The sequence below is a fragment of the Streptomyces sp. NPDC052042 genome, from assembly GCF_044548345.1.
In the GTDB taxonomy this organism is placed as follows: domain Bacteria; phylum Actinomycetota; class Actinomycetes; order Streptomycetales; family Streptomycetaceae; genus Streptomyces.
Window position 1 is genome coordinate 116,307 of the sequence record NZ_JBIUBU010000019.1, and the last position, 25,950, is coordinate 142,256.

The following is a 25,950-nucleotide window of genomic DNA, read 5'->3' on the forward strand; positions in this document are numbered from 1 at the left end:
ACCTGCGGAAACAGGCGAACAATGGATGACCACGGACGGCCACGGAACAAGATCCGACAACTTGTAATGCGTAGGTCGTCGGTTCGAATCCGACAGGGGGCTCCGGCGGAACCCCAGGTCACGTAACCCGTGACCTGGGGTTTTCTGTTGCTCGGGGCATGACGCGTCACACGGCCGGGGTGCCGTGGGATTGCTTGCGTGAGCGATGCGTGAGCGGAGGGGCCTTGGCCCTACTTCTTGCGGTTCTTTCGCCGGGTCTTCTTCTTGGCCTCGGCCTGGGCCTTCTTGGCGCGCTCGGCCTTCTTCCGGGCCTTCTCCGCCTTGCATGCGGCCTCTTCGGCCTCTGACTTGCGCTGGAGTGGGACCAACTTGGCCGTGGCCTCGGCGGCGCTCTTGCCGACGTGGGGGAGGACACTCTGGTAGATGTCCCGGGTGATGCGGGTGTCGCTGTGCCCGAGCGTGTCCGACACGATCTTCACGTCGATGCCGGCGGCGAGCATGAGTGTCGCGGCTCCGTGGCGGAGGTCGTGCAGCCGGATCGGCGGGAGACCGGAGGCCGCGACGAGGCGCTCGAAGAGGTCGGTGACCTTGCCTGGGTGGAGCCACGAGCCGTCCTCCTGGGTGAAGACGAGCCCGGTGTTCACCCAGGCCGAGCCCCACTCCGCGCGGTCGGCCTCCTGCTGCTTCCGGTGCCGCTCCAGGACGCCGACCGTGTCGTCGTCCAATGCCACGACGCGGAAGCCGCTGTCCGTCTTCGGTTCGGACGACTGGACCTCCCAGCCGTCCTGCACGAGCTGACCGGTAACCGTGAGCGCGTGCCGGTCGAGGTTGGTCTCCGACCACGGCTGCCCGCATGCCTCGCCGCGTCGCAGGCCGCGGAAGGCGATCAGGTGCCACATGGCGTACAGCCGGTCGGCGGCGACGAAGTCGAGGAAGGCGCCAGTCTGTTCCGGAGTCCAGACCATGACGGGGGAGGGCTTCTCGCCGGTCTGCTCCCACCGGGCGACCCGCTCGTCCGTCCACACCAGGGCCTTCGGCTTGCGGACCGGGTCGATCTCGACGTGGGCCGCTGGGTTGAACGTGATGATCTGCTGGCCGATCGCGTCGTTCAGGGCGGCGCGGAGCGTGGCCTTGATGTGCTGGCGCGTGGACGGTCCGGTGACGCGGCGGAAGGGCGGCATCGCGTCGATCGCCGCCTTCATCGCCTTGCGGCGCGCCCGATTCGCCGCGCCCTTCCACGGCACGGTCGCCAACTCCTTGACCGCCGCGCGTCGCTGGGCGTTCTGCTCCAGGAGTTCGGCGTTGGCGTCGGTGATGGCGGTGAACATCTCGCTGAGGTGGCTCACGCGCAGCCGGTCGAGGCGGCGGTCGCCGATGTGGGCCTTGAGGTGAACGCGGACGTCGGTCTCGTAGCGGCTGATGCCCGACTTCCGGATGCGTTTACCGGCGAGCCACCGGTCCAGCCACTCGGCCACGGTGAGGCTGCCGACGAGGTCCTGGCCGGCCTTCAGTCGCCGCCGAGTCTCCTCCACATCGGGTAGGGGCAGCTTCTCGCCGCTGATCTCGGTCAGCATCTCCGCGATCAGCTGGACGCCTTCGAGGTCGTCGGACTCGGCGAGCCCCATGAGGGCGCGTACGTGGTCGAGGTTGGCCTGGGCGGCCTTGAGGCTGCTGTACCCGCCGCGGGCGAACGATCGTCGGCTGCCGTCCTCGCGGGGTGGCAGCTCCTGGCGTATGGAGTACGTGCAGTGGTTCCTGCTATTGCGCTTCGGGCAGGAGGAGCCGAGTTCCTTGCCGGTCTTCGGATCGCGGCAGGAACAGCGGCGGTAGGTAGAGCCCTTCAAAGGCGGTCCTCCATGGTGGTGTCGGTATCGGTTTCGGGCGGGTCGACGTCGCCCAGTGTGGGAGGCAGGTCGGGGGGCGTAGCTCCCTCGTCGCGCAGGTCGCGGCGGAGGTGGCGGAGGTTGTACTTCGCGGAGATGACCTCGTCGGCGTACTTGGTCCGCTTCCTCTCGGCTTCTTCCTGCTGAGCGCGGTTCGTTGCCGTCCTGGCCGCGAACCGCGCCCGTTCCTCCTCGTCGAGGGCGGCCAGGGCGGTACGCACGAGGCTGGAGTGGAGTTCGAAGTCGGGGACCAGGCCCGCGTCGTGCATGGGTACTTCCTGCTCGCCGGTGAAGCGGCGCAGGGCGTCCCAGGTCGGCACCAGGTCCTGGAACGGGAGTTCCTGGGTCTGATCGACGTAGCCGACCGGGAAGATCAGGCAGACCGGGTACGTCTCCAGTGCGGCTGCCAGGACCATCACGTCCACTAGGGGGAGGTTGGCCCGGCGACCGGACTCCATGTTGGCGATCACGTTGCGCGGGATGGGGTGCCCCAACTGCTTGCACTGGTCGGCCAGATCCTGCGCGCTCCATCCCATCTCCTTCCTTCTGCGCCGGACTTCGCCGGCCACGTTGGCCTTGATCCGGTCTGCCCACTCGGGAACGTCGTCCTCATCAGGATCCACACCGTGTTGTGTCATGTAGACACATTAGCTTGAGGATGCTGGTTGGTAGACGCCTGGAGCCGGACGTGATGGACGCGTTCGCCGAGGGCTGTACCGAAGGGGCGCACTTGTATGCGTGAAGGCGCGACGAACGAGCAGTCGAAGGGCTCGAAGGGAATGAGCAGGGAGGAGTTGCTGGCTCTCCCCGTCGCTGTTGACCTGGAAACCAGTAACCGCGCTCTGGGGCTTGGGCGGAGCAAGGGCTATGAGCTAGCGAAGCGGGACGCGTACCCGTGCAGGGTGCTGCGGCTCGGCAATGCCTACCGGGTCGTGACCGCCGATCTGCTGGCACTGCTGGGGCTGGCGGCATGAAGGGTCGGGAGCGTAGCAAACAGTTCTGCGCTGAGCTGACACAGAAACGCTGGACTGTTGGCAGGCGTGGACGTACGGTCCGTGTTCCCTCGCGATCACCTGGTGCCCGCGAGAAGGGAGCGGGCCCCCGGCGGCGCAACGCCGGAGGCCCGAGCAACCCCGAACGTTCCGTCAAGAACCGACCCGGCGGCAAGGGCGCGCAAGCTCGCCACCGCCAGACGAGGAGCTGCACCGTGCAACATACGGGAGCTGAGCCCTATTCCTCCCCGGACAAGCCTTCCTGGCCCCCGGTCGCCATCCCCGGTCGGTCAGGCCACAGCACTGGGGAAGTCCCCGCGTCCGTCAACGACGGTGTGCTAAGCGCCGCTTCGGCCGGCGAGCCCGTGGGGGAGGTGGTGCCGGATCCGGAGCCGACCGCCGGAGCGGAACTGCTGGACGAACTTCGTGCGCAGATAGCCAGGTTCGTGATCCTGCCCTCGCCGGAGGCGCTGGACGCGGTCACGTTGTGGGTGGCGGCGACGCATCTGCAGCCCGCGTGGCAGCACGCGCCGCGTCTGGCGGTGGTGGGGCCGGCGAAGCGATGCGGGAAGTCTCGGCTGCTCGACGTGCTCACCGAGACGGTCCACGAGCCGATGCTCACCATCAACACCACCCCGGCCGCGATCTTCCGGTCGATCACCGAGGAGCCGCCCACGCTCCTGGTGGACGAGGCGGACACCATCTTCGGCACCCCGAAGCAGGCGGAGAAGAACGAGGAGATGCGTGGCCTGCTCAACGCTGGCCATCAGCGCAACCGGTACGTCACCCGGGTCGTGGGAAACGACCACACGCCGCACCGGTTCGCCACCTTCGCCATGGCCGCGCTCGCGGGGATCGGTGATCTGCCCGACACGATCATGGACCGGGCCGTGGTGATCCGGATGCGCCGCCGCGCGGAGGGGGAGCGGGTCAAGCCGTTCCGGTCCCGCCGTGACATCCCCGCCCTGCACGATCTGCGGGACCGGATCGCTGCTTGGGCCAGGCCGCTGCTGGAGGAGGCAGCGGAACTGGAGCCGGGCATGCCGGTGGAGGACCGGGCTGCCGACACTTGGGAGCCGCTGGTCATCATCGCCGACCTCGCCGCCGGTTGCTGGCCCCGCCTGGCCCGCACGGCATGCGCCCGGATGGTGACCGCGGAGGCCGAGGCGGAGGTGGAGCGGCCGGGCGGAGCACGCATCCTCGCCGACATCCGCCGGGTCTTCGCCGACCAGCGGGAGCCGGACAGCCTTCCCACCGAAGAACTCCTCCACCGACTCCGCCAGAACGCCGAAGCGCCCTGGGCCGAGTGGGGACGAGGCGGGCTGAGTGCCCGCAACCTCGCGGACATGCTGCGCGAGTTCAGTATCAAGCCCGGCAACGTCCGGCTTGCCGACGGAACCCAGCGCAAGGGCTACACGCGCAACGACTTCCTCGAAGAGTGGCGGCGCTACTGCCCCACCATCCACCCGGTGGGCCCTGTCTCCACGGGCTGAGGCCCACACCCCCGGCACTGCCGTCCTTGCCGTCCCTGCCGTAATCCCGCAGGTCGGAAGGCATGGACGCAAGACGGAAACCGGGACGGGGACGGCAACGCGATCACGACGAGCGCGCTGCCACCGCCCGGACATCGCCCACTGCCGTCTTCTGCCGTCCCAGGCGTCCCCGCCGTATCGCCACAGGGCAGAGCCCTGCCCGCCGGGACGGCACGCCACAGCCATGCCGTCCCGGCCGAGCAGGCCGGTAAACGCCTCCGGACGGCGGCTGCAACGGCAGGCCATGGCCCCGCCGTACCAGCCCTGACCTGCGGTTGCAACGGCAAGACGGCCAAGACGGATCACCACCACCACCCGAGGAGAACCCCGCTTGACCGACCTCTCCACACCGCCCCGCCCGGACGACCTCCGCCATGAAGGACCGTTGATGACCAAGCAGGCTGCCGAGCGGTACGCGCTCGTCGCAGCCGGTCTGGTCATCGTGGGCCTCACGGCCGGTGGGTTCTGGCTGTCGTACGCGCACCTCGCCGAGGTTGCCGGGCAGCACGGGCTGGGCGGCTCGCCGACCCGTCAATGGGCATGGCCCGCGACCTTGGACGCGTTCATCGTCGCGGGCGAACTCCTGATGCTCCGCGCTGGACTGCGTCGGGTGACCGATGGGTGGTCCATCGCTCTTACGGCCGTCGGTTCGGTGGGCTCCATCGCGCTCAACGTGGCCGGGGTCAGCGGCACAGGCCACGCCGGAAGGGTGCCCGTGCTCGACTACGTGGTCGCCGCGGTTCCCCCGACGGCCGCACTGCTCGCCTTCGGCGTCCTGATGCGGCAGATCCACCAGCTCGTCGACCAACCCGCACACCACCCGGACACCGCCTCCGGGGATCCCGCCGCCCCATCGACGGCCTCATCCGCTCCGCCACCGGAACGGTCCGGCCAGGTTCCAGAGAGGGTGCCGCGCGGCGGCCGTCCGGCCAAGGCCACGGTCGCAGAACTCGTGGAGATCGGCCGGACCGCCCTCGCGGAGCACGGCACGCTCAGCCGGTCCCTGCTTCGGAAGGCCGTCAAGGGCAGCGAATTGACGATCGGGAGTGATCGGCAGACCGAGGTGATGGAGATCCTCCGGCCCGAGATCGAAGCCGCCGCCGGAACCGGTCCGGGGCACGGCTGACCGGAATCCACACGGGGTGACCGGAACCCCATCCGGTCACCCAGGCCAGCCGGTCACCGTCCCGCTCGCCGCCTGCCCGTCCACAGCTGTGGACGGGCAGGCGGCCGCCAGAACTCTGCCATTCCGTCCCCGGCAGTCGACCTGTCCCTCACGCATCTCCGGAGAACCGCCCGTGACACACGCTCCACACCACTCCGACCACGTCCCCGACGAGCCGTTGCCCCGGGTGAAGTCCACGTCGCTGATGGGACGTCTGCGGCAGGCGTTCGGAAAGGCGGCCCCGGGCGGAGCCAGTAGTACCCCGAGTCCGACTCAAGGCCGGTCCTCGGGGATTTCCGCCCCGGGGGTGGCGGAGACGGACCGGCGCCAGGGGGCGCCGGGCCGGGAGGTCGGAACCGAGGGCGGCCCCGACCAGGACGAGCTCCACACCGTCCAGCAGCAGATCCTCCACCCCGCACCCGCCACCGAGCCCCCAGCAGGCGAGCGAGTACAGAGCATCCAGCCGGCGATTCGCCGTTTCACCGGCACCAAGCGCACCGTCCGTATCGGCCCGCTGCGATTCACCGGCGACGAGCAAGCCGCCCTCCAGGAGGCTGCCGCCGAGCACGGCTACAAAGGGGAATCCGGCTTCGCCGCCGACATCGTCCTCGCCTTCATCACCGGCCGGTTCACCGCCAACCTGCCGCTGTCCGAGGACCGCCGCCGTACCCACATGTTCCGCGCCCAGGCACTGCGCGAGCTCAACCGCATCGGCATCAACATCAACCAGATCGCCCGCACGCTGAACAGCGACCTCACCCCGCCCGACATCCGCCACCGCCTCGACGAGCTCCACCGCCTGCTGGAACTGATCGCCGAGGCCCTGCGCGAACCCGCCGACCCCAGGAAGGATCAGGCCGCGTGATCGCCGCCATTAAACCGGCCGGGTCCAACAGCCGTGGCCTGCTCGCCTACCTCTACGGCCCCGGCCGCCACGACGAGCACACCGACCCGCACATCGTGGCCGGCTTCGCGATGCTCGGCATGCCGGACCCCGGCCGTGACGAGAACGCCACCCTCACCCAACTCGCCCGCCAGCTCGACGAGCCCGTCCGGCTCCGCAACAGCGAATTCGGTAAGAAGGTCACCGACCACGTCTGGCACTGTCCCGTCCGCACGGCCCCCGAGGACCGTCACCTCTCCGACAACGAGTGGGCCGACATCGCCCAGCGCATCGTTGAAGCCGCCGGCATCGCACCACCTGGCGATGACCTGGGCTGCCGCTGGATCGCCGTACGCCATGCCGACGACCACATCCACATCCTCGCGACCACCGTCCGCGAAGACGGACGCCGCCCCAAGCTCCACGACAGCGGCATCCGCGTCGGCGACGCATGCCGCCGGATCGAGGAGGACTACGGTCTACGCCAGCTAAAGAAGGGTGACCGCACCGCCGGACGCCGCCCCAACCAGGCTGAGATGCACAAAGCCGAACGCCTCGGCTGGGAACAGACCAGCCGCGAATGGCTCCGAGATCGCATCCGCGCCGCCATCCCCCACGCGAGCAGCGTCGAGGAACTCGTCGCCTACCTCGAAGTCGACGACATCCTGGTCAAGCCCCGTCGCGGACCCTCAGGCGACCTCCTGGGCTACGCGGTCGGCCGGCCGGGCGACCTGAACAAGGACGGCGAGCAAATCTTCCACCCCGGCGGGAAGATCGCCCCCGATCTCACCCTGCCCAAACTGAAAGCGCGCCTGGAATGCAGCGGGCCGGAGGAGCACCCCACAGCCCGTCGCGAGCGGCCCAGTACCCCTTGGCAGCAGGCAACCGAAGCCCTCGACACCTTCCACACCCACCTGGCCGACGCTAGTACCGGTGACAGGGGTGACGCGCTGGCCCAGGCCCAGATCACCGCCCTCGGCGAACTCATACAAGCCACTGCCGAGAAATCTCCTGCGGACCTGCGTGTCCAGCTACAAGCGGCCAGCAAGGCATTCGCCCGCGCCGAGCGCTCCCAAATCCGGTCCGAAGACCGAGCTGCCCACGCTCTGCGGGCAGCGGCCCGCGACATCGCCAACACCGCCACCGGCCCCGACGGCACCCTTGCCGCCCTCGTCGCTGCCATGGTCTGGGCCGCCATCCTTGCCGGACGCTGGCACGACGCCAAAGGCAACGCTCACCAGGCCGACTCCGCCCGGCAGGCCCTCCGGCATCTCCAGGCAGCAGCCGACCACGCCCTCACCCCTGTACTGACCGAGCTCGAAGCCCGCCGCCCGAAGGACGAGACTCGTCGGACCCTGGCCGGCGACGTACGCGCCGCCGTCCCCGAACAGGCCGACCGGATCCTCACCGACCCCGGCTGGCCCGCTCTCGCCACCGTCCTCGTCGACGCCGAAGCACGCGGCCACAAACCCCACCAGCTTCTCCAAGAAGCAGCCGCTCAGCGTGAACTGACCACCGCACGTCAACCCGCCCGCGTCCTGATCACCCGTATCCAGTACACCAGCCGCAACCCTGTACGCAATCGTCGAGCTGAAGCGGCCCGGCTGCGTACCACCACGACCGCAGGAGCCCCCGTCCAGCAGAACCGAACGCCAAAACACGCAGCAACGGGCTCGCCCACAGACAAGCGCCAGCAGCCCCGCCGCCGATAGAAGTCGGCACAGCCGCAGGGGACGGAGACCCGTTGGGTGACCGTCCCCTGCGGCTGGTTGGTACGGCGTTCGCGCAGAGCCATCGCTGCGGAGGGTCGCGGTGACCGCCCCGACCAAGCAGGCTTATCCGCGGCGCAAGATTCCGCTTCGCGCTCGATGCTTCCCCGCCCGACGTCCGCCAGCTGGCTCTGCCTGAGTGGGGATCCTGGGCCTCGTCGAACGAGCCGGATCATCGTTGAGAAGGATGGATTGCCAGACCTGTTCCTGAAGTGCCCGAATGCAGGGGCCGCAGGCGTACATCGCGGCTTGGGCACCGGCCACGCTCACGGGACCGATCCACAGGACACGGGTCCACTTCTGCCCGCAGTAGAGCCAGCAGAGTCCGTCGATCCAGTGGTTGCCGTCGTCGGTACCTGCCGGTGCGGGCAGACCACCGCGAGCGAACTCGGCGATCCCGGGTATCACCCGGTGTGGTACGGCCAGTTCCATAAGCACAGGTCAGCCCTCAAGGTCAGTGGCCATGGGCAGCCACTGGGGCTGCCTCACTCTTGTCGGCGTCCGCGAAGAGGAGGGTGGGTTCGGCCAAGATGTCGCGGCCGGCTTCGCTCTTGTAGATCTCATCAACGCTGCCGAACCGGGCTTCGGAGTAGTCGAGTTCGAGCAGTGCGGCTGCCTGTCGGACCGATGCCTCATCAGGTCCTTCGATCTCGACAAAGGTGGGGAGGTCCGGCCAGGTGTCGAAGTCGAAGGCGACCTCGCCGAGGCTCCACTCCTCGCGGTAGTTCTCCTGGTACCGGACCTCGCGCATGCCGAGGCTGCGGAGGATCTCGGCCATGGCGTGCAGGTCCGTGACCTCGGTTTCGATCTCGGTGGTGCCGTCGATCGTGGTGGCGTCGGTGACCTGCTTGAGTGTCAGCGTCGATCGGGTGCCCTCGTCGCGCAGCCGCACCCAGGAACCTCCTTCGAGAGCGTCGTTCTCGAAGATCTTGCGGGTGAGAAGGGTGCGCGGGAACGCTTGGGCGGCGCCCAGAGTGGTCAGCTTGGCCTGAAGGCCGGCGACGTCGATGGCGAGGAACTTGGCCTCGTACTCGTGCTTCATGGGCTTTTCCTTTGCGCTACGAGGGGGTGCGGGCCGCGAGGAGCAGGCCCATCCGGTGGGTGTGGTCCTGGAGTTGGCCGATGTGGGCTCGCTCGGCGAACTCATTCGTTCGCAGGGTCAGCAGAACGTCCCAGTCGCCGATGAAGTGACGCCTTAGCTTCTCGGGGGACGTGTAGTGCTCGATGAGGTGCTGGCGTTGGGTGACAGGCATCATGAACTCCGCGCCGAACAGCCCTTCCTGGCGTACGGACGACTGCATGCGGGTGATGAACTCGGCGAGCGGGCGATGGTGGTTGGCACTGTAATGCCACGAGCAGCTCGTCCAGATGGCAGCGCAGGGCATGTCCGAAGGCTCTGATTGAAGGAAGTCCTCCTCCACGACCTGCACTCGGTCGTACAGCGATTCGAGCTTGAGCCGGTCGATGAGACCCATCGCGTGGGCCCGGTTGCCACCCGGGAGGGTGACCTCACCACCGTGAAGAGCAAGGGGGTCGCGTTCTACGGCGATCACTCGGTAGCCGGCGGCGGCCAGCGGCAGGATGAACTTGCCGTCGCTCGCGCCGATGACCGCGACAGTGGCGTCAGAGGTGGCATGCTCCTTCAGCGCGGCAAGGAACTGGGGAAAGAAGGTGAGGGTGTGCTCCCACAGGCTCTGCGTTTGCACGGTGATGGGCTCCTTGCGTGTCGGTGGCGAGGATCGCCTGGAGGACCCCGTCGGGGTGCAGGTGTGTGGTGTCCACGCGGTGCATCGGGAACTGGGCATAGGCACCGGTGACCCGGTCGCCTGAGCCTTCGGCGAGGGTGTCCCAGCGGGAGACCGGCTTGGTCCGCTCGGCGAGCCGACGCCGACGCTCGTCTTCGCCGCACGTCAGCTGGTAGGTCACGGGCTGCGGCAGGTCGGGCGGCAGACTGACCCCGAGACGAACGCCGAGAGCGCGGTGGGTGGCGAGGCAACGAGCGAAGTAGCTCTCCACGACGACCGGGGTGCCCGAGGACAGGTGGCGCCGTATCTCATCGGCCGCGGTGAACAGCGCGGACAGGTAGAAGCACATCCTGGCCTCGGCATTCCCCCGCAGGTCCACCTCACGCCGCAGAGGCTGGTAGAAGAGCGGCACGGTCGGGACCAGAACGGCTTCACGGGCTGCTGCCAGCATCGGCGCGATGGTCGACTTGCCGGTGCCGCGAAGTCCTTCGAGGCTCTCGAACAGCGGGGCGTCAGACACGGCCGTACACGACGTCCGGTACCGCGAGCGTGAGTTCGTCGGTGGCGGATGGCCGGTGGTCGATGTGGTCAGCGAGCTTGTCGTACCAGAAAGCGTGGGAGTCCTTGCCGACGGCCTTGCAGGACATGGTGAGTGCGCCGCGCGGGTCGGCCTCGATCCGATCGATCTGTGTCAGGCCACCTGCAGGAGCGCAAATCTCCGGGGCGCCGTTCTCGGACAAGTCCTCGTCGACGATCACTTCGATGGTCAGGTCGGCTATCTGGAGCTGTTCCCGCAGGCGGATGTAGGCACCGGAATCGGTGATGAGGAGCTCGGGGTGGTCTGCTGCGTTGCCGACCGGTCGGAGGCAGTGAAGCTTCAACTGCTCTGCCCCGTAGTTCTGGAGGGTGCGGGCAAGCGGGACCACCTCGCCGATGTTGCGAGAGGTGACCGTCAGGGTCGCACCGGTGCGGACACCGAGTCCCCGGGCGATGTCGAGGGCGCTCAGCGCACTCTGGTAGCTCCCGAACTTGCGGACGTGGTCGTTGGTCGAGCCGATGCCCTCCAGCGATACCCGCAGCAGGTCCAGGTAGGGGGCGATCTCGGTAAGTCGGCGCTCGATCCGATAGCCGTTGGTGCAGATCTCGACCTGCATGCCCAGTTCCTGCTTGGCGTACCGGACGACGTAGGCGAGGTCCTTGTAGACGAACGGCTCGCCGCCCAGCAGGGTGACGGCCTCGGTGTCGTACTGGTCACGCATGAGCGTGAGGAGGTTGACGGCCTCGTCTGCCGTGAAGGCATCGGCGTGCTTGAGCCTCTTGCCATGGAAGCAGTGCAGACACTCGAAGTTGCAGCGGTACAGCAGCTGCAGGTACAGCATCCGGATCCTGCGGATCCCGGTGACTTCCCCGATCACGTGGGTCTCCTTCGGGCAGTTGCCTGGTGGGAGACCTGATGCTGGCGGAACGAGTACGGACAGCATCACCGCGTATTCGGACGCCCTGGGGACGTCCTGGGACGTTTTCAGTGGGCCGCGAAGGTCTCCAGGACCCCGAGAACATGCGCAGTGTCCGTCAGGTTCGGTAGCACTACCCGCGCGCCGGCCACCCTCAATTCTTCGGCGCTGTGGACGCCAGAAGCGACCGCAATGATCCCAGAGTTCGTGGCGAGCGCGGCCTCGACATCCCTCGGGGTATCTCCTACAAGCACGACAGGCACGTCATCCGACACACCTCGGAGGCGTTGGGCACGCTCCCGGGCAACAGCTACCAACCCAGGACGCTGGAGAGCATCAGCTCCATAAGCGCCAACAGACAGGTCGAGGAGGGGGTCCAGCCCGAAGGCCGATACCTTCACGCGGGCGTTGGCCGCAATGTTGCCGGTGAGAACCGAGGACACCCAGCCCTCGTGTACCGAGGCTGCCTTCAAGACGTCACGCACGCCCGGCAGCGCCATCCCGCGCACGCTGAGATCGTGGAGGCGTTCCTCCCCGGCACTGGCAAGAGCAGCCTCGACAGCCGCCCAGTCCGGCTCGGCCAGACCGTTCCGCTGGAACATGTCACGCATGATCAGACGATCCGTACGGCCCTCCGTCCGCGCGGGTTCGATCGGAGCGGTTCCCGCCAGCGCCGTAAAGGCGGCGGCGTAGATCTCCTTACTGACCCCGGCGTTCTCGATGAGCGTGTGGTCGATGTCCCACAGGACGATGAGCTCCATACGACCAGCGTAAGTACCTTGATCGAAGCTCCGGCTTCTGAGGAACGTCCCGTAACGTCCTTGCCCGCTTCTGACCACCTCGGCTTGTATGGCGTCTGTGAACGAGCGACTGCACTCCGTACTCGCCCAGCGCGGCCTCTCGCCAGAGTCACTCGCTGAGCTCTGCGAGGTAGACCCGAAGACCGTCAGTCGCTGGCTCGGCGGGCGCGTTCCCCATCCGCGCCACCGATTCCGCGCTGCCCAGCACTTACGGGTGGAGGAACTGTTCCTCTGGCCAGCCCCAACCCCAGCCTCAGCGCCGAATGCCGGACAGCCCGGTGTCGGGTCAGGCTTGGAGCTCGTCGGGACCTACCAGAACCGGGCCAGTGTTCCCCGTGACATGTGGCTCTCGCTGCTGAAGGGAGCCCAGGAGCAGATCGACGTTCTCGTCTTCTCCGGCACGTTCTTCGCCCAGTCCAACCCCCACGTCGCCAAGATGCTCGCCGAGCGCGCTACAGACGGCGTTCAAGTACGGCTCTGCTTCGGCGACTCGAACGGCCAGGCAGCGGCCATCCGCGGCCGCGAAGAAGGCATCGGCGACACACTCGCCGCCAAGATCCGCGCCTCCCTGACCTACTACCGGCCCTTACTGTCCGAGACAGGCTGCGAGGTCAGGCTGCACGACACCACGCTTTACACATCCCTGTTCCGCTACGACGACGACCTGCTGGTCAACCCGCATGTCTGGGGTCAGCCGGCCAGCGCCAACCCTCTGCTCCATCTCAAGCGAGTTGACGCTGCAGGGTGGTTCGACAACTACGCTCAGAGCTTCGAAGCTGTCTGGGCCACCGCGAGGCCCTGGACGCCAGACCAGGAAGGGCCCTCGTCACATGGGCAGGACTGAGTACTACAACGATCCCAAAGCCCCCAAGGCGAACACGCTCATTCCTGCCAATAACCTGCTCGTTGTCGACGACGACGGCGCCATCCTGCTTCAGCGTCGTCGAGACACGGGCCAATGGGCCCTGCCTGGTGGCGCCCAGGACATCGGTGAGACGGCGGCACAGTGCGCGGTGCGCGAATGCCTGGAAGAGACCGGCATCATCGCCGAGATCACCGGCTTCCTCGGGGTCTACACAAACCCCAACCACATCGTGGCCTACACCGACGGCGAGATCCGCCAGCAGTACGAGAACACGTACATCGGACGCCCAGTGGGCGGCGAGCCCACCATCAACGACGAAGCTGACGGCGTCCGTTACGTCCGGCCATCCGACCTGGACCAGTACGACATCCACCCCAGCATGCGCCAGCAAATCGGTGACTACCTCGCCGGCACCTACCCCTACCTGGGCTGAGCCGCCAGCGCCGCTTCCACCCGTCCCACGGTTCCGACGATCTCCGGCGCCGCTCGACGGATGAACCGCCCGATCACGCTTTCATCCCCGTAGCGGCTAAGGATCTCCGCGACACGCTCCTCAGCGGTGGTCCGGTCGCCGTCGGGCGTGGTCGTCATGTCGCAGTACACGAGCGCGTCCACCAGCAGCGGTTCCTCCAGCAAGGGGAATTCCGCCACCAGCTCCTCTCTGAGCCCGCGCTCCTCGGCCTCCAAGAGCGCGAACGAGTGGTTCGCGACCAACCGCACCAGCCGCTCGTCAGCCCCGTGCTCGTCACGGAGGAACCGGGCCCCGTCCAGCGGGTGGAACCCCGTCACGGCCAGCCGAGGTGCGTAGCCAACGTCGTGCAGCGTGGCGGCAGCGACGAGCAAGTTGGCATCTTTGCCGAGGAGTTGCCCAACCTCAGTCGCGCGCGTGGTCACTCCTCGCGTATGCGCCCACCTCCGGGGAAGCGCAGTGCTGAGTTCGGTTTCCGCTAGGTGTGTCGCCCACACCGTGATCAGATCAGCCATGCTGGGCTTCTTGCCCTGAAGGTGCCACGAACACACCAGGCTGGGCTGCCCGCTGCGGTGTGTGAGGCGACGGGGTGGCGCCAGGATGGACCAGGCGTGATGTCGATCCAGATTGCACGGTCCTGATCAGCCGAAACGAGAGGGACCGTCCAACCCTGCTCGGGTCATCTTGCAGGCTCTCGTAGGCCGTAAGTCCCTGGGCGCTGCTGCAGCGACCAGACAGCTCACCCCTTCTCTCTGGGCCTCGGCGGCTGCGTCACACGGCGTGATCACCGCTTCGGGGCGTTGCCCATCGTCATTCCCGTATCGAATGAATCTGGTGTCTGACTGTCTCAAAGGCACAGTTGTGGGCGATGAGTAAGATCTGATCTACGGATAGTCGCAACATAAATGTCGCTGCCTCTAGGCTGTCTGAGGGAGTGTCATGGGGGGATAGCGGTGAGTCAAGAAGGCATCGAAGAGTTCCTCTGCGAGGCAGAAGCCCGCGAGATCTCCTGGAATCAGGCCGAGGCACCGGCATCACTGGCCACCGAGCGAGTCCTCATCGCCGACGGCCCCCAAGCCTTCGAAGTGGCCGTCGCCTCAGCGACCACCCGGCCCCGTGTCGACGACGTACGACGCTTGTGGGCCCTGCGCTGGAAGCGCCGCGCCGCCCCTGTCGTCCTCGTCGTCGGCTACCTCGTTGAGGGCGCCTGGAAGGCGGCCGTCTGTGGAACGAAGGACGACCCCGCCGTCGTCCACGACCTGAATCTTGACCAGGTAGAGCGCATCTGCACCGCCGCGTTGAATGCCCCTGACCCGGCAAACGCGGAACGCACCCTGCATCGCTTGCTGGCCGGGCTCAAGGATCAGCTGGTGGCCGGCCTGTTTAACTCCGGTCTGTTTGCGTCTCACGAACTGCGCCACGGCGTCCCCACCCGAGCCGACTGGGCGTCGGCACAGGCAAGGGGAGTGCCGCTTCTGCGACGGCGCGCCGCTGACCTCATTAGCGGTCTTGGCTACTCCACCACCCCGCTCGGATCCTCTGCGGTGGTCCTCTCGGCTGGCAGTGACCGGCGGGCCGTGGGTGTCCTCCTGGACGAACAGGAGATGTTCGACAGACCTGCCATCCGCCTCGGCGCGGTCTCACCTGTGGCGTTGGGCCTGGCCATAGCGAAGGAGCAGGGACTGCCATGGCTGGTGATCACTCGAGACACCCAGATTCGCCTCTACTCGGCCAACCCTGATATCGGGGTCGGCCGCAAGGGCCAGGCCGAGACCTTCGCCGAAATCGACCTCGCACTCCTCTCCGAAGCCGATGCAGGCTACTTGCCCCTGCTGTTCTCTGCCGATGCGCTGACCAAGGACGGCAGTGTTCTTCAGATCCTTGCCACCTCCGCCGACCACGCCGCAGCACTGGGGAGGCGGCTTCGGGAGCGCGTGTACAAAGACGTTGTTCCGAAGCTGGCCACCGCGGTCGCTCGCCATGGTAGAGCTGCGAGCGAGGCCGAGCTCGCCGATGCCTATCACCGCACGTTGATCATCCTGTTCCGTCTCTTGTTCACCGCGTATGCCGAGGACCGCGGCCTGCTGCCCTACCTGCGCAATCCCCGCTATACCGCGAAAGCGCTCAAGACCCTCGCGCGGGAATTCGCCGAGAAGCCGGAGCAGGACTTCGACACTGTCGCGACAGACCGGTGGGACGACCTGCTCACCGTCTGGCGAGCCATCGATGAGGGCAACACCGAATGGGGTGTCCCGGCCTACAACGGTGGACTCTTCGCTTCCGATGACGCGCACCCGTCAGGCCGGATCATCGCGGATCTGCGGCTGACCAACCATGAGATCGGGCCTGCACTCCGCGCACTGCTCATAGACACCGGCGAGGACGGCACGGTCGGCCCCGTGGACTTCCGTTCCCTGTCCGTCAGGGAGTTCGGAACCATCTACGAGGGGCTGCTGGAGTCCTCCCTCTCGATCGCGCCCGACCCGCTCGCAGTCGACCCGAAGACGGAAGCGTATGTCCCGGCCAAGAAGCCTGACGAGACCGCCGTAGCCGCGGGCGAGATCTACTTCCACAACGCTTCCGGTGCACGTAAGTCCACCGGCTCCTACTTCACCAAAGCCTTCGCGGTCGATCATCTGCTGGACAACGCTTTGACGCCGGTGCTCACCCAGCACCTAGCCAGGGTCAAGGCTCTGCTGGATGTCGGGGACGAGGCCGCAGCGGCCGAGGTGTTCTTCGACTTTCGCGTCGCCGATCTGGCGATGGGGTCGGGGCACTTCCTGGTCGCCGCCATCGACCGGATCGAGGATCAGTTCTCTACCTTCCTCACCCTTCATCCGATCTCGGCCGTCAGCGACGAGCTGCTCCGCCTTGCGGAGGCGGCCAGGGCCGCACTGGGCACGAGTGCCCCGGACATCGAGATCGAGCCGTCCGCGCTCCTGCGGCGGCAGATCGCCCGCCGCTGTATCTACGGCCTCGACCTCAATCTCATGGCGGTGGAACTCGCGCGCCTGGCCATCTGGATCCACACCTTCGTACCTGGCCTGCCGATGAGCACCCTCGATCACGGCCTCGTCGTCGGGAACAGCCTGACCGGTATCGCCACCGTTGAAGAGGTCATAGAGATCTTCGATCCGCAGACCGGCAGCGGAACCATCAGCCTCTTCGCGGAGCAGGTCACGGAGCAGCTCGCTCCGGCTCGTGACCTGCTGCTGCGCGTCGCCCGTACCAGTGAGGCGAACAAGCAGGAAGTGAAAGAAGCGAAGGAGGCCCATGCCGAGGCAACGAGGGCCGCTGAAGGCGCCACCGCCCTGTTCGATGCGGCCGCCGCCATCCGGCTCGGACTCATCGACAGGATGCCCACCCCGCAGGAGGCAGTCCGTGCGGCCGACGAGGACGGCGTGCGGGAGGGGATGCGCCACCTTAAGGCCGCGCACTTTCCGGTCCTCTTTCCCGAGGTGTTTCTCCGAGATAGGCCGGGCTTCGACGTCCTACTGGGAAACCCCCCGTGGGAAGAGGTCACTGTAGAGAAGCTGGGATTCTGGGCGTTGCGGATGCCGGGTCTGAAGAGTCTTCCCGCGAAGGCGCAACAGGAGAAGATCAGGGATCTGGAGGGCGATCGACCGGATCTTGTCGCGGAATACGAGGCCGAGGTCGCGGCTGCGGCAGTGATGCGCCGGGCACTTCTGCGTGGGCCATTCCCCGGCATCGGCAAGGGGGATCCGGACCTCTATAAGGCGTTCACCTGGCGGCTCTGGCAAGCCCTGCGCACGGACGGTGCCGTTGGCGTGGTCTTGCCCCGCAGCGCTCTGAGTGCTGCGGGGAGCGCCGAGTGGCGCGAGACGATCTTGCTGGAGGGCACTTTCAGTGACGTGACCTTGCTGCGCAACACGAGGCAGTGGATCTTCGACGAGATACATCCGCAGTACACGATCGGCCTCCTCGGCATCCGCAAGGGTGTAGGCCATTCGGGCGGCCTGCGGATGAGTGGCCCGTTCGCATCGCTGACCGAGTATCGGGCATATGCCGGAGAAGACGGAGTCGAGGTTCCTACCCGCAGCTTTCTCTCCTGGTCGGAGGGAGCGGCTTTCCCCGCTATCCCGGACGCCGCCGCGCTAGGCATCTTCGCCACTATGCGCCAGCAGCCACGCCTGGACGAGACGAGCGGTACGTGGCGTGTCCGACCCGCCACCGAGTTCCATGCGACCACTGACAAGAAGAAGGGGCACTTTTCCGTAGACCTGTCCCGCCCTTCCGGCTGGCCTGTGTACAAGGGAGCCTCTTTCGATCTGTGGACTCCGGACACCGGCACCTATTACGGCTGGGCCGACCCCGCCCATGTCACCGGCGAGTTGCGTTCCCGACGCACGCGTCAGGCGCGCCATTCCCGCTCCCCGTTTGCGGAGTTCGCCCCGGCTGTCATCCGGGACGCCACGACGCTGCCCTGTCTGCGTCCGCGCATCATGCTGCGCGACATCACCCGCTCGAACGACAGTCGTACGGTGCGGGTCTCACTTGTTCCGGGGAACGTGGTGGCCACGAACCAAGCGCCGTATCTGCTCTTCCCTCGGGGGAACGAGCGGGACGAGGCGTACCTCCTCGGCGTTCTGTCCAGCATTCCGCTGGACTGGATCGCCCGCACCATCGTCGAGACCCATCTGAACTTCCACATCCTCAACGGCTTGCCCATACCCCGGCCCGAGCCGACTTCCCTACTGCGCAACCGAGTTGAGCAGATCGCCGGGCGGTTGGCGGCCGTGGACGGCCGGTACACCGACTGGGCCGCCCAGGTTGACGTTCCGGTGGGATCCGTCACCGACGAGGCGGACAAGAACGATCTGATTGCTGAACTCGACGCTGTCGTGGCGCTGCTCTACGGGCTCGACCGCGATCAGGTAGCCCATGTCTTCGCCACGTTCCACCGGACCTGGGACTGCCGCGAGCGCCTGGCCGCGGTCCTGACCCACTACGACCACTGGAAGGCCAAGGTGGGGGCGTGACCGAGTCCAGTTCGGGTTACCGGCCCGAGTTTGCGACCAATCGCACCGGAGGGGAGCGGGTCGCGGACGCGATTACCACCCTCCTCGGGGGCCTGCGTACACGGCTGAGGACTCCTCCGCGTCTGGCGATCGCGACCGCCTACTTCAACCCGGGCGGGTTCGACCTGCTCGCCGACGAGTTGGAGAAGGCTAGAGGCGTGCGGCTGCTACTCGGTGCCGAACCGCTGCCGGACGCGGACCGGGCCCGTGTGCGCGCCCTGGGGCAGGCCCCGCGCCGACGGCGGCGCAGCCGGTCGCCGGAGGTTGTCCGCGCCCTGGAAGGGCACCGCAGATCACTGGAGGAGGATCGAGACCTCGTGGGGTTCACCCCCGAGGCCGATGAGCAGGCCCGCCGCCTAGTCGCCTGGCTGCGCGAACATCCGAACGTCGAGGTGCGCAGGTTTGAAGAGGGTTTCCTGCACGGCAAAGCCTTCATCGTGGAGACCGACGCTACTGGAGTGATTGTCGGGTCCTCGAATTTCACTTACGCCGGTTTGGCCAAGAACAAGGAGCTCAACCTCGGCCAGTACCAGCCGGGCACGGTGCGACTGGTGACCGACTGGTTCAACGAACACTGGGAAGCCTCTGCCCCTTACGACCTGGCCGCTTTGTATGAGGCGCGCTGGTCCCCGCATCAACCGTGGGACGTGTTCCTGCGGATGTTGTTCGAGCTGTATGGCGCGGACCTGGAGGAAGAGAGCAGGGCCACGTCCCAGCTCGGCCTGACCGCCTTCCAGGCGGACGGGGTGTGGCGCGCCCGCCGTATCCTCGCGCGCCGCAAGGGTGTCCTGATCGCTGACGAGGTCGGTCTCGGCAAGACCTACCTTGCCGGAGAGTTGATCCACGAGGCCGTGTTCGACCGCCGCCAGAAGGTGCTGATTATTGCCCCGGCGACACTCCGGGATTCCACATGGATACCTTTCCTGCGGGAGAAGAACCTGCGAGCCGATGTGCGGTCATACGAGCAACTGGTCGTCGGCATCGAGGACGCCGGCGCTCGTACCGCTCACCTTCAGGCGCTGGACGAATACGCCATGGTGGTCGTGGACGAGGCGCACGCGATGCGCAACAGCAAGACGAAGCGCGCCGATGCGCTGCGCCAGGTTCTCGCCGGACCGGTTCCCAAGGACCTGGTGCTGCTTACTGCGACGCCAGTGAACAATAGCCTGGAAGACCTCTACAGTCTCATCGCGTACTTCACGCCCAACGATGCCGCATTCAGCGATGTGGGTATCCCCAGCCTGCGTCAGTACTTCCAGAGCGCTATGGCGATGAACCCGGACGACCTTTCGCCGGAGCACTTGTTCGACGTGCTCGACGAGATAGCCGTTCGCCGTACCAGACGCTTCGTCAAGAACCACTACGTCGGGGACAGGGTCGTGATCGGCGGCGTCCCGCAGGAGATCCGCTTCCCTGCCTGCCGGGTCGTCAGGGTCGACTACAACCTCGACGAGGTTCTGCCCGGGGTGTTCGACGATCTGGCCATCGCGCTCGGCGCAGGGGTTCCGGATGACGCCCTGGATGCCGCGTCGGCGGCTGGAGTCATCCTGACCGAGCCCGGTGCAGTCCTCACCATGGCCCGCTATGTTCCCTCGCGCTTCCGCCTGGAGGGGGAGACCGAGGCGTACGAGGCGCAGAACGCCGGGTTGCTGCGCTCCAATCTCCTCAAACGGTTCGAGTCGTCGTCCTACGCATTCGAACAGACCGGCACCAAGATGATCGCCTCGCACGAAGCCTTCCTCCGTGCCTTGGACTCCGGGCTGGTCTTGACCGGCGACCCCTTGCGGGAGTGGGCCGGACTCGCGCCCGAGGATGTTGAGGACTGGCTCGCCTCACTGGACGAGGACGACATGGAGACGGTGGCGGATGCTGCGGACTTCAACGTGCTCGCCCTGCGGAAGGCAGTCCGAGCGGACCTGAGCCTGCTGGAAGCGTTTCGCACCCGCGTACGCGCCGTGCGAACGGGCAACGATCCGAAGGTCGCGGCCCTCGTCGAGGAACTGGCGGCGATTGCGAAGGACGCCGCCACGGAGGGGATCGGCCAGGAGGACACGCGGGACAAGCGGAAGGTCCTAGTGTTCACCTACTTCGCCGACACCGCCGCCTATCTCGACCGTGCCCTCCACGCCGCGCTTGACGGTGATCCGCGGCTGGCCGCCTACCGTGGCCGCATGGCCACGGTGTCGGGCCCAGATCGCGATCACCGGTCCGACATCATCAGCGGGTTCGCTCCTCGGACCGCCGGTACCGGCGTCGAGGACGACGCGTACGACCTCATCGTGACCACAGACGTCCTCGCCGAGGGCGTCAACCTCCAGCAGGCTCGTCACATCATCAACTACGACCTGCCCTGGAACCCGATGAGGCTCGTGCAGCGGCACGGCCGCATCGACCGCATCGGCTCCCCCCACCAAGAGATCTTCATGCGGGCGTTTTTTCCCGACAAGGATCTCGACGAGATCCTCCGCCTGGAAGAACGGCTCCAGCGCAAGCTGAAGCAGGCCGCCGCGTCCGTCGGAGTCGGCGAGGTTCTCCCCGGTATGGACCCGGTGGAGCGCAACATCGCCGAGACCCGCGAACGGATCGAGCAGATCCGGCACGAGGAGGCAGCCCTCTTCAACGACGGAGGCAACGCGGCGCTCTCTGGCGAGGAGTACCGACGGCGGCTGGCGAACGCCTTCCAGAGCGCCGCCACCAAGAACCGGGCCCTGGATCTGCCATGGGGGTCCGGTACGGGCTTTCACCGCGACGGAGCCAGCCCCGGCTTCGTGTTCTGCGCCCGTATCGGAGATCACCACAAGCCCTGGTACCGGTACGTTCCCCTCAACACAGACCTGACCCTCCAGGGCGGCCCAGACGGCGATGCGGTGGTCGTCGACGATACCCTCGCCTGCCTCGCCCACGCCGACCCTCAGATGGACAGCACCCCCGCGGTGCTTACCGAGCAGATGTACTCCGCAGCGTTTGATGCGTGGGCCGCCGCCCAACAGCACATAAAGGAGCGCTGGAACTTCCAGGCAGATCCCGCCAACTTTGAGCCTCAGGTTCCCAGAGTCATGCGTGAGGCCGCCGCGTTCGTAAGAAATTATGGCCAGTTCCTCGGAGATGCCCAGGACACGCTTGCTGCCCGTCTCAACGCTCCTTACGCGGTCCGCGTCCAACGTGAGGTTCGAAATGGCCTCATGAGCGCGGACTTCACTGCCACAGAGAAGATTCAGGCACTCATGGAGATCGCGGATCGGTATGGGCTGATCCCGCCCGAGCCGCCGCCACTCCGGCCTGCGATCGATCTGGAAGACATCCATGTCGTGTGCTGGACCGCGATCACACCCGCTCAGATGTGAGAACTAGGTGACGCCACGGGCGTCTCGGGTTCGAATCCCGAAGGCGGCTCCGAGTAAGGCCAGGTCAGACCAGATCTGATCCGGCCTTTTCGGCTTCTCGGGGCATGACAGGGCACACGGCCCGGAGGTCGTGGGACGGCTTGCGTGGGCGGAGGAGCTGTTAGCCCTTCTTCGCGCCCCCTCCTGGCCTTGGCCTTCTTCCGCTTGGCTTCGCCTTCTTGGCGGCCTTGCGGATCTGCTCCTCCTGCTCGGCCTTGCGCTGGAGAGGCATCAGCTCGGCGGTGGCCTCGGCGGCTCTCTTGCCGACGTGGGGGAGCACGTTCTGGTAGATGTCGCGCCTGATCCGGGTGTCGCTGTGCCCGAGTGTGTCCGACACGATCTTGATGTCGATGCCGGCGGGCCGACCTGCGGGGGGCGGCGACGAGGCGCTCGAAGAGGTCGGTTACCTTGCCGGGATGCACCCAGGAGCCGTCCTCCTGGGTGAAGACGAGGTCGGTGTCCACGTTGGTTGGAGCGGACGTGCTGCGTATGGCGTGAGCACTGCGTGAGCGGACCGGGCGGTACTGGGGTGGATCAGACGTCACGGTGATCGAGGCCGCAAGCTTCTGATCAGTGGAAACGGGACTCTGTGGCACCGGGCGGCACCAGCCAGGATGATCTCGCGGGCCCTTGTAATGCGTAGGTCGTCGGTTCGAATCCGACAGGGGGCTCACATGGGAACCCCCGTTGATGCAGGTCAGCGGGGGTTCCGTCGCTTCCGGCCCCACTTTGGAAGGTGATCCGGCGGTCGGGGTGGTCACCGAGTGGTCACGCTGGTCCGCCGGAGGTGTTCCGGGGCACGCCGTCGGCGCGGTACGAGGGACGACGCACGCTCCGCCGCGTCCCGACCGACGCCGCCGAGCAGGTGCGAGTAGGTGTCGTTCGTGATGCTGATCGAAGAGTGACCAAGCCGCTTCGACACCACCGAGAGTTCGACACCGGCCGCCATCATGAGCGACGCCTGACCGTGCCGTAGATCGTCCGCTCGGCACCGCGCTGCCCTCGCACGTGAACAGCAGACTCTCGACAGCCTCGCCCGGAAGCTCGTCTGCCGAGGGGCGCCCGTGGTTAGGGGGTGTCCGACGGGTCGGCGCAGTCCCTGCGACTCTCCCGGCTACGCTCGCGCGGGAGCGCCCCGCGGCGCGTGGCTGCGGGGCGCCTTGTGGGGGTTTAGTCGACCGCCTGGCCGTCGTATTTACCGCCCACGCAGGGGTTGCCCGGCAAGTCGATCCGGGGCTCCCCGCCGCCCTCCCTGCACTGAGACGGGCTGACGGCGGATGGGGCACCCTGTGCGGTGGCGGCGCCTGTGAGGCCGAGTCCGGCGAGGGCTGCCGTGGCGATGGCGGCGGTGAGGATTCGTCGAATGCGCATTTGGTTCCCCTTTCACGGATTGCCTCGGTTGGGCACTAGCCAGCTTGATCTTCGCTCATGTGGGCGGCACGTCATGTTGCGCCATTCAGGTGGCATGGCTGTCGGGAGCGGGGCTGCTGCCCCGGCCCGCCCAAGGCCGCCGAGCAGGCCGCCGCCGACCTCCGGACCGCGGTCGAGAACGGCGACCCGTCCGTGACCCCGCAGCAGCTCGCCGACGCCGAGTCCGCCGCCACAAGCGCGCCGATGCCGTCGCCGCCGACGCCCGCGCCCTGGCCGAGCAGGACGACCCCGACGACCCCGCTAACGTCGCCGCAGGCGAGGACATCCGCAATCTCAGCCGCGCCGACGCCCCACGTTTCGGGCTGCCCGACTGGGACTTCTGGCTTTTTGACTCCCGCACCCTGGTGCGGTTCGTCTTCGACGAGCACGACACCACTCTTGGCGTCATCGTCAGCGAAGACCCCGCCGAGGTCGTGGCGGCCTGTCAGGCCCGAGACACCGCTTGGCAGCACGCCACCCGTACCGCCGACTTCGCCGGGCAGGTACGTTCCACCGTGTGAGCACCGATTTCCAGACCGCCCGAGTTTCCTTGGCACGCGACTTCGGGAACTGCGCACTGAGGCCGGGCTGAACGGCAAGAGCCTGGCCACGCGGCGGGGTTGGCAGCGCTCCAAGGTATCCCGCCTGGAGAACGGCAAGCAGACCCCGTCAGCCGCCGACCTGACCGCGTGGGCGGACGCGGTGGGGCGGCCGGATGCCACGAGCGAGTTGAAGGGCCGCCTGGTCGGACTGGAGACGAAGTACCGGTCCTGGCGCCGCCAGCTCGCCAGCGGCTGGGGCCCGTTGTTCTCACTCTGACCTGGGGTTCTGCGGTTCAGCGGAGGCGGCGCCGGAGCCGGGTGGGGGCGGCCAGGGTGCACGTGGTCTCGGTTCCAGTCTCAGTAGGGGCCGGGCCGGACTCCTTTTCCGGCCCGGGCCTCTTGTCGTGCGGTGCAGGTCGGCCGACGGCCGACCGGTAGCCGCAGAGGTGCCGACCGGGAGCGGAGGGCCCGGAGGCTGTGTGTCAGCCCCAGAGGGCATGGGCGAGGGCCGCGCCGGTGAACGCGGCTCCGAGGCCGGCGGTCACGCTCGCCAGGACGTTGGCCGCCGCGTAGAAGCGGGCCCCGTCCTCGACCAGGCGCAGCGTCTCGTAGGAGAAGGTTGAGTACGTCGTCAGTGCCCCGCACAGGCCGGCGCCGAGCACTAGCTGGGTCCCGGAGGAGGCCGCCCCGGCGGCGACCGCGCCGGTGACCAGCCCCAGGATCAGGCTGCCGACGACGTTGACGGTGAAAGTGCCCCACGGGAAGAGGCTGTCGTGCCGGGACTGGACCGTACGGTCGGTGAGATAGCGCAGCGGGGCTCCGACCATGGCGCCCCCGATCACGAGCAGCCAGTTCACCGTTCCTCCTTGTCGGGCTCGGTCTCGTCGTGGCGGGGCTCCTCGCGGTGGGCCGTGTCGTGGTGGCTCCTGCCGTGGCGGGGCTTGGCGCGGCGGGTCTTGTCGCGCTCCGCGTGTTCGCGGCCGGTGTAGCGGATGACCTCGCAGTCGTCGAGGACGACCAGGCCCTGGGCGACGAGTTCGTCGAGTTGCGGCAGGAAGGCCCGGATCCGCTCCTCGGTGTCGACGATCACGACGGCGACCGGCAGGTCCTCGCTCAGGGACAGCAGCCGGACCGTGTGGATCAGGGAGGAGGCGCCGAACCCCTCGATACCCCGGAAGACGGAGGCACCGGCCAGGCCGGCCTCGCGGGCCCGGTGGACGATCTCGGTGTACACGGGCTTGTGGTGCCACCTGTCCATCTCGCCGACGAAGACGGTGACGCGCAGTGCGGAACCGGTGAGCCTCATGGCTGCCTCCAGGAGATGACGCGGCGCGTCAGCGCGACCGCGAGCCAGACGGCGGTCAGCGCGACGACCGGGGTGAGGGCCAGGTAGGCCAGGCCGGTGCGGACCTCTCGTCCGTCCACCAGGCGCTGGATGTCGACGGCGTAGGTGGAGAAGGTGGTGAAGCCGCCGAGGACGCCCGTGCCGAAGAAGGGGCGCACCAGCCGGTGGGCCGCCCAGACGTCGGTGATCACCACCATGAAGACACCGATCACCGCGCAGCCGACCGCGTTGACGGTCAGGGTCGTCCACGGGAACGCGCCGGCCGCCGTGGGCCACAGCAACGAGGCCCCGTACCGTGCCGCCGCCCCGATCCCACCGCCGACCGCCACGGCGGCGATCACCGGGGCCTGCCCCGACAGGTGTGGGACCGTGCGTCGGCCGTCGGGTACGCGGAGGTCGACAGCTGGGTCGACGGGGTCGTTCAGCATGGGGGTCCGGGGCTCTTCCACGCGTGTCTCCTACTCGCCGGGCACGGGAACGTACGGTGCGCGTCGCAAGTAGGGACCGTTGGCGGCGTCGTCGCCGCGGTTCGGGTACGGCGGGCCCCACCGCCGTGCGGTGCCGGGACGACCCAGTGATCACGGAGCCGGCCGTGGAACCACAGGGGCCACGGGATCACCGTCGGAAACACCGCTCGGACCAGCGTACCGGGCGCCGCCGCGGTTCTCCTGGCG

The 25,950-nt window shown here is 67.4% G+C and carries 22 protein-coding genes and 3 pseudogenes; 11 read left to right on the top strand and 14 right to left on the bottom strand.

Annotated features, from left to right (window positions below; translation table 11 throughout):
• Positions 1-230: 230 nt before the first annotated feature.
• Positions 231-1,844, bottom strand: a complete 1,614-nt coding sequence (locus ACIHCL_RS26920) for a tyrosine-type recombinase/integrase (RefSeq protein WP_399865647.1) — start codon at positions 1,842-1,844, stop codon at positions 231-233.
• Complete coding sequence (locus ACIHCL_RS26925; protein ID WP_399865650.1) at positions 1,841-2,521, bottom strand: helix-turn-helix domain-containing protein; 681 nt, start codon at positions 2,519-2,521, stop codon at positions 1,841-1,843. Before ACIHCL_RS26925 ends, ACIHCL_RS26920 begins: the two co-directional genes overlap by 4 nt.
• Before the next feature lie 96 nt (positions 2,522-2,617).
• On the opposite strand from ACIHCL_RS26925, the gene ACIHCL_RS26930 reads away from it, so the two are divergent.
• The 5 genes from ACIHCL_RS26930 (at position 2,618) to ACIHCL_RS26950 (ending at position 8,167) form a co-directional block, all read left to right on the top strand.
• Positions 2,618-2,857 carry a hypothetical protein gene (locus tag ACIHCL_RS26930; protein ID WP_397803245.1) on the top strand — a complete coding sequence of 80 codons (240 nt, stop codon included), beginning with the start codon at positions 2,618-2,620 and terminating at the stop codon, positions 2,855-2,857.
• A 353-nt stretch (positions 2,858-3,210) separates the two neighbouring features.
• Entirely contained in the window at positions 3,211-4,368 is a 1,158-nt protein-coding gene (locus ACIHCL_RS26935) for a DUF3631 domain-containing protein (RefSeq protein WP_399865724.1), read from the top strand.
• Between the two features lie 427 nt (positions 4,369-4,795).
• Positions 4,796-5,533, top strand: a complete 738-nt coding sequence (locus tag ACIHCL_RS26940) for a DUF2637 domain-containing protein (RefSeq protein WP_399865652.1) — start codon at positions 4,796-4,798, stop codon at positions 5,531-5,533.
• Between the two features lie 172 nt (positions 5,534-5,705).
• Complete coding sequence (locus ACIHCL_RS26945) at positions 5,706-6,437, top strand: MobC family plasmid mobilization relaxosome protein (protein WP_399865653.1); 732 nt, start codon at positions 5,706-5,708, stop codon at positions 6,435-6,437.
• The gene (locus ACIHCL_RS26950) at positions 6,434-8,167 is read left to right on the top strand and encodes a relaxase/mobilization nuclease domain-containing protein (RefSeq protein WP_399865655.1); all 1,734 of its coding nucleotides are present in this window, start codon (positions 6,434-6,436) and stop codon (positions 8,165-8,167) included. Before ACIHCL_RS26945 ends, ACIHCL_RS26950 begins: the two co-directional genes overlap by 4 nt.
• 511 nt (positions 8,168-8,678) lie before the next feature.
• On the opposite strand, the gene ACIHCL_RS26955 is transcribed toward ACIHCL_RS26950, so the two are convergent.
• The 5 genes from ACIHCL_RS26955 to ACIHCL_RS26975 form a co-directional block, all read right to left on the bottom strand.
• Positions 8,679-9,266, bottom strand: coding sequence for a class IV adenylate cyclase (locus ACIHCL_RS26955; protein WP_399865658.1), 588 nt, complete (start codon positions 9,264-9,266; stop codon positions 8,679-8,681).
• A 16-nt stretch (positions 9,267-9,282) separates the two neighbouring features.
• A complete protein-coding gene (locus ACIHCL_RS26960) occupies positions 9,283-9,930 on the bottom strand; it encodes an SAM-dependent methyltransferase (RefSeq protein WP_399865660.1) in 648 nt (215 codons plus the stop codon).
• Entirely contained in the window at positions 9,848-10,489 is a 642-nt protein-coding gene (locus tag ACIHCL_RS26965) for a hypothetical protein (RefSeq protein WP_399865662.1), read from the bottom strand. Before ACIHCL_RS26965 ends, ACIHCL_RS26960 begins: the two co-directional genes overlap by 83 nt.
• On the bottom strand, positions 10,482-11,384 hold the full coding sequence (locus ACIHCL_RS26970) for a radical SAM protein (RefSeq protein WP_399865664.1): 903 nt from the start codon (positions 11,382-11,384) through the stop codon (positions 10,482-10,484). Before ACIHCL_RS26970 ends, ACIHCL_RS26965 begins: the two co-directional genes overlap by 8 nt.
• A gap of 107 nt (positions 11,385-11,491) precedes the next feature.
• Positions 11,492-12,184 (bottom strand): haloacid dehalogenase-like hydrolase, encoded by a 693-nt coding sequence (locus tag ACIHCL_RS26975; protein ID WP_399865666.1) that lies wholly within the window; start codon positions 12,182-12,184, stop codon positions 11,492-11,494.
• Positions 12,185-12,281: 97 nt separating this feature from the next.
• Here ACIHCL_RS26975 and ACIHCL_RS26980 point away from each other — a divergent pair, with 97 nt between their 5' ends.
• Together ACIHCL_RS26980 and ACIHCL_RS26985 are read left to right on the top strand one after the other, a co-directional pair.
• Positions 12,282-13,067 carry an XRE family transcriptional regulator gene (locus ACIHCL_RS26980; RefSeq protein ID WP_399865667.1) on the top strand — a complete coding sequence of 262 codons (786 nt, stop codon included), beginning with the start codon at positions 12,282-12,284 and terminating at the stop codon, positions 13,065-13,067.
• Positions 13,054-13,521 (top strand): NUDIX hydrolase, encoded by a 468-nt coding sequence (locus tag ACIHCL_RS26985; protein WP_399865669.1) that lies wholly within the window; start codon positions 13,054-13,056, stop codon positions 13,519-13,521. Before ACIHCL_RS26980 ends, ACIHCL_RS26985 begins: the two co-directional genes overlap by 14 nt.
• Here ACIHCL_RS26985 and ACIHCL_RS26990 read toward each other — a convergent pair.
• On the bottom strand, positions 13,509-14,072 hold the full coding sequence (locus ACIHCL_RS26990) for an HD domain-containing protein (protein ID WP_399865670.1): 564 nt from the start codon (positions 14,070-14,072) through the stop codon (positions 13,509-13,511). The two genes, ACIHCL_RS26985 and ACIHCL_RS26990, sit on opposite strands and share 13 nt — an antisense overlap.
• A 438-nt stretch (positions 14,073-14,510) precedes the next feature.
• On the opposite strand from ACIHCL_RS26990, the gene ACIHCL_RS26995 reads away from it, so the two are divergent.
• The gene (locus ACIHCL_RS26995; protein WP_399865672.1) at positions 14,511-18,557 is read left to right on the top strand and encodes an Eco57I restriction-modification methylase domain-containing protein; all 4,047 of its coding nucleotides are present in this window, start codon (positions 14,511-14,513) and stop codon (positions 18,555-18,557) included.
• A complete protein-coding gene (locus tag ACIHCL_RS27000) occupies positions 18,554-21,940 on the top strand; it encodes an SNF2-related protein (protein WP_399865674.1) in 3,387 nt (1,128 codons plus the stop codon). The genes ACIHCL_RS26995 and ACIHCL_RS27000 overlap by 4 nt, the downstream gene beginning before the upstream one ends.
• 160 nt (positions 21,941-22,100) lie before the next feature.
• On the opposite strand, the gene ACIHCL_RS27005 is transcribed toward ACIHCL_RS27000, so the two are convergent.
• The 3 genes from ACIHCL_RS27005 to ACIHCL_RS27015 form a co-directional block, all read right to left on the bottom strand.
• Positions 22,101-22,316, bottom strand: coding sequence for a hypothetical protein (locus tag ACIHCL_RS27005; protein ID WP_399865677.1), 216 nt, complete (start codon positions 22,314-22,316; stop codon positions 22,101-22,103).
• Positions 22,317-22,736: 420 nt separating this feature from the next.
• A complete protein-coding gene (locus ACIHCL_RS27010) occupies positions 22,737-23,075 on the bottom strand; it encodes a tyrosine-type recombinase/integrase (RefSeq protein WP_399865727.1) in 339 nt (112 codons plus the stop codon).
• Positions 23,076-23,149: 74 nt separating this feature from the next.
• Positions 23,150-23,350, bottom strand: coding sequence for a hypothetical protein (locus tag ACIHCL_RS27015; RefSeq protein WP_399865680.1), 201 nt, complete (start codon positions 23,348-23,350; stop codon positions 23,150-23,152).
• Positions 23,351-23,652: 302 nt separating this feature from the next.
• Here ACIHCL_RS27015 and ACIHCL_RS27020 point away from each other — a divergent pair.
• Both ACIHCL_RS27020 and ACIHCL_RS27025 read left to right on the top strand, forming a co-directional pair.
• Positions 23,653-23,910: pseudogene (locus ACIHCL_RS27020) on the top strand (DUF6879 family protein); the annotation flags it as partial.
• A pseudogene (locus ACIHCL_RS27025) lies at positions 23,907-24,184 on the top strand (helix-turn-helix domain-containing protein); the annotation flags it as partial. The pseudogenes ACIHCL_RS27020 and ACIHCL_RS27025, both read left to right, overlap by 4 nt.
• A gap of 229 nt (positions 24,185-24,413) precedes the next feature.
• Here the strand turns inward: ACIHCL_RS27025 and crcB (ACIHCL_RS27030) are convergent.
• The 3 genes and pseudogenes from crcB (ACIHCL_RS27030) to crcB (ACIHCL_RS27040) form a co-directional block, all read right to left on the bottom strand.
• Complete coding sequence (crcB, locus tag ACIHCL_RS27030) at positions 24,414-24,788, bottom strand: fluoride efflux transporter CrcB (RefSeq protein WP_399865682.1); 375 nt, start codon at positions 24,786-24,788, stop codon at positions 24,414-24,416.
• A gap of 83 nt (positions 24,789-24,871) precedes the next feature.
• Positions 24,872-25,237 (bottom strand): annotated as a pseudogene (locus ACIHCL_RS27035) (DUF190 domain-containing protein); the annotation flags it as partial.
• Complete coding sequence (gene crcB, locus ACIHCL_RS27040; protein WP_399865728.1) at positions 25,234-25,704, bottom strand: fluoride efflux transporter CrcB; 471 nt, start codon at positions 25,702-25,704, stop codon at positions 25,234-25,236. The gene crcB (ACIHCL_RS27040) and the pseudogene ACIHCL_RS27035, both read right to left, overlap by 4 nt.
• Positions 25,705-25,950: the final 246 nt, after the last annotated feature.